At 45.4% G+C, this 3,300-nt stretch carries 5 protein-coding genes; 4 read left to right on the top strand and 1 reads right to left on the bottom strand.

The genetic code is table 11. The features are described from left to right. Window positions 1–87 precede the first annotated feature (87 nt). Window positions 88–291, bottom strand: a complete 204-nt coding sequence (locus H6G96_RS40995; RefSeq protein ID WP_206757703.1) for a hypothetical protein — start codon at window positions 289–291, stop codon at window positions 88–90. A 609-nt stretch (window positions 292–900) separates the two neighbouring features. Between H6G96_RS40995 and H6G96_RS40420 the strand changes: the two genes are divergently transcribed. The 4 genes from H6G96_RS40420 (at window position 901) to H6G96_RS40410 (ending at window position 3,278) form a co-directional block, all read left to right on the top strand. Further along, entirely contained in the window at window positions 901–1,176 is a 276-nt protein-coding gene (locus H6G96_RS40420) for a hypothetical protein (RefSeq protein WP_190920250.1), read from the top strand. 34 nt (window positions 1,177–1,210) lie between these two features. Continuing rightward, on the top strand, window positions 1,211–1,396 hold the full coding sequence (locus tag H6G96_RS42210; protein WP_242063666.1) for a hypothetical protein: 186 nt from the start codon (window positions 1,211–1,213) through the stop codon (window positions 1,394–1,396). Further along, window positions 1,397–1,870 (top strand): hypothetical protein, encoded by a 474-nt coding sequence (locus tag H6G96_RS42205; protein WP_242063665.1) that lies wholly within the window; start codon window positions 1,397–1,399, stop codon window positions 1,868–1,870. It begins immediately after the preceding gene. A gap of 202 nt (window positions 1,871–2,072) precedes the next feature. After that, window positions 2,073–3,278, top strand: a complete 1,206-nt coding sequence (locus H6G96_RS40410) for a glutathione S-transferase family protein (RefSeq protein WP_190920248.1) — start codon at window positions 2,073–2,075, stop codon at window positions 3,276–3,278. The last annotated feature ends 22 nt before the right edge of the window (window positions 3,279–3,300 follow it).

Genomic DNA, 3,300 nt, shown 5'->3' with positions numbered 1-3,300 from the left:
AAGCAATTTCTTGCTCAAAGATAGAACCAGAAGATATGAATTGACGACTCATTTAATTGTGGAATCTCCTTCCAAATGTATCTACAATTAAACCACTATCAACCAATCGCACACCACAGACCTACACTCGCTCCCAAAGTTAACCCAAACCTGCCACTGCCCCAGATAGCCATTCCAGTAAGGCTCACCATCAGCTACTCCAATAGCCTTGCCTTCCTTGGGACTAGCTGTTGGTAGAACTTGGCAACGCTGTCGAGTCCAAGGCGCAGCTTCAGCTTCAGCCCCTTCCATCCTTGGACAGTCGAACTTTCCACTGGCGTGGGTGTTTGAGGAATATCTTGGAGAGTGGTGTCAATGACTGGTGTAGTTGTACTTATATTATTCATGACTGACACCGACTCACAAGAAAATAGCTCATCCCGATTTAACCACTGCCCGAAAATCGAATCACGCTGATCATTAGGGGCAACAAATCGATAAACGCACTCCCATCCTTCCCAACCAATTCCGATGTAACATCAACTTTGTATCGACGAGATAATTCGACCTTGGGCTGAGTGGTGTGGTGATATTGATAGTGTAATCACTGGGACTGTAACAGATTTTTTAGCAATTCGCGGTGATCACCAAGAATGGAAGCGCCAGAAGAGCCGCTAATTTCAAACTAAGCGCACTATGTAACAATACTCCGGACAATTTTTAGTTGAGGGAATAGACAAGAAAGCTATCGAGCCATTAAGGTGCTGATTAGAAAAAACTTGCACCGACTCGATAGCCATATGGAAATTGTACAAAGCTTACTGAGCAAAATGGGGATTTTCCACAAACCGCAGATCAAAGCATTGACAACGCTGTTTGCCACGATTCTAATTGCCTGTGGCAAAGTAAACAATACCCAACTTGAGTCGTTATAGCCAACGAACAGAGAGAAGTTATCGCCGACAGTTTAAAAAACAGTTTGATTTTGCTCAGTTCAACGCGGAAGTTATCATTGCAGCAACGTCTCTTGATCACTCAATGATTGCCGTGATGGATTGCTCATTCATTGCCAAAAGCGGGAAAAAAACCTTTGGCCTTGACCAATTTTATAATGGCAGTCACAATCGAGTCGAGAGAGGATTAGAAGTGTCCTTGGCGTCATCACCTGTGGACAGAAATCCAACAAGAAGTATCTGAAAATATCAAGGCTGTTGTCAAAGAACGGGATCTATTGTTGATTCGTACCGCTTGGGCAGACCAGCATGGCATTGTTCGCAGCAAGTCGCTCTTACCCCAGGCATTTTTAAGCACCTTAGAAAACGGTATGCAAATCAGTACAGGGACATTCCTGTTTGATACTGGTGGTGCAATAGTATTTAACCCTTTCGTTCCGGGCGGTAGCTTAGATATGTCTTAGATGACAGGTGCGCCAAATCTTGTGGCTGTTCCTGACCCTGATACGTTCAAAATTGTGCCTTGGGCAAAACGCACAGGCTTTATCCTTTGTGACGAGTACTTTCAGAATGGTCAGGTAATGCCCTTTTCCAGTCGCAGTATTTTGCGGCAATCATTGGTAGAGTTACATCAAAGAGGGTTGGAGCATATTGTCGGCTTAGAAGTTGAGTGGTATCTAGCAAAGCTGTTAGATCCGATGTTAGCGATGGCTGATGTTGGGACTTCTGGAAAACCAGGTGAACCGGCATTAGTTAGCGCTGTAGAGCATAGCTTCCAATACCTTTTAGAATCCCACAATCCAGAGATTCACGACTTGTTGGGCGTTCTAGCAGAAAACTTAGTTGAAATAGGATTGCCTTTAAGGAGTGTAGAAAACGAAGGAGGTGTCGGTCAATTTGAATTTACCTTTGATCCAATTCCGGCGTTGTATGAGTGAACAGCGCGATTGCATTTTATTGGTGAGTTGCTAAATGGCTCAAATCTTTGTATGTTAGGCATTTACCGCGATGTCATTAGCTGCTATTTGTTCAATATGTTTTCCAAATGGGCGAACCTATCGGTAAAATTATGCCTTGGTGTGATTGAAAATATTATAGAGTATAGAATTGTGCTAAGTATTGCCCTACGCAACTCGCCCTATGACTACCGCACCGTTAAGCTGGGAAGAACTAGAAACCCTCACGGATTATCAAATAGATACTGTTAATGGTTTCACCAACGCTAGAGCCAGGTTGCGCTTGTTTGGTCAGCCGGAATCTGATGTGCGGGTAACGCTGTACCGTGATAACCACGCCTGGTGTCCTTACTGTCAAAAAGTTTGGTTATGGCTAGAGGAAAAACAGATCCCCTACCGCATCGAAAAAGTGACAATGTTCTGCTATGGGGAGAAAGAAAGTTGGTACAAACGTAAGGTACCATCAGGAATGCTCCCTGCGATCGAGCTAGATGGACGGATTATTACGGAAAGCGATGACATTTTAATCGCTTTGGAAAGGGTTTTTGCTCCATTGAACCAAGGCATGGAAGACCCCACGGTGCTAACTCTGCGTCAATTAGAACGACTTTTATTTAGAGCCTGGTGCGTTTGGCTGTGCTCTAAAGCCGTTTCCTCTCAACAAGAACAACGCAACCAAGAACAATTTATTGGAGTGGTAGCTAGGGTAGAGTCAGCTCTGGGTTGCACCCCAAGCCCTTACTTTCTGGATAGCTTCGGCATCGTTGATGTCATTTTTACGCCATATCTCGAACGGATGAATGCAAGCCTTTACTACTACAAGGGCTACTCCCTGCGTTCGGAAAACCCTCGCTTGAGCGCATGGTTTGCGGCAATGGAAAGCCGACCGACCTACTGCGGAACCCAGAGCGACTTTCACACCCACGTACATGATTTGCCGCCCCAGATGGGGGGCTGTTGGGAAAACGGCGAAACCCAGATGCTTCTTAATAAAGCGCGGGTGGATAACGGTCCCTGGTTCGGGCTACCAGATGTTACTTATCCAGAACCGGAAAACTCCCGTATGGAAGCTCTTCAACGAACTATCGAACACCGCATCAATATTATCCGAGTCAACCCCAAAGATGATAAATTGTTTGATCAAGCACTACGTTGTGCTTTAACACAGATGATGATAGGTGAAGACTGTGTACCTCCATCGGGTTCTGATGTCGCTCTCCGATATTTGCGTGATCGCATTAATGTACCACGAGATATGTCTATCTACGCAGCCAAGCGATTGAGGGAATCCCTGGAAAAAACCGCAGCCCTTGCGGGTGATGGGCAGCCAGCCCCCATTCCCACTCAGCATCGACGAGATCAAGACCCGTCTAACTTTGTCATCAAGTAGAATTTAGGCACCCGTATTAACA

Source organism: Nostoc sp. FACHB-892 (genome assembly GCF_014698795.1).
Classification (GTDB): Bacteria; Cyanobacteriota; Cyanobacteriia; order Cyanobacteriales; family Nostocaceae; genus Nostoc.
Note: the sequence above shows the minus strand (reverse complement) of the source record. Positions and strands in the feature narration are given on the sequence as shown.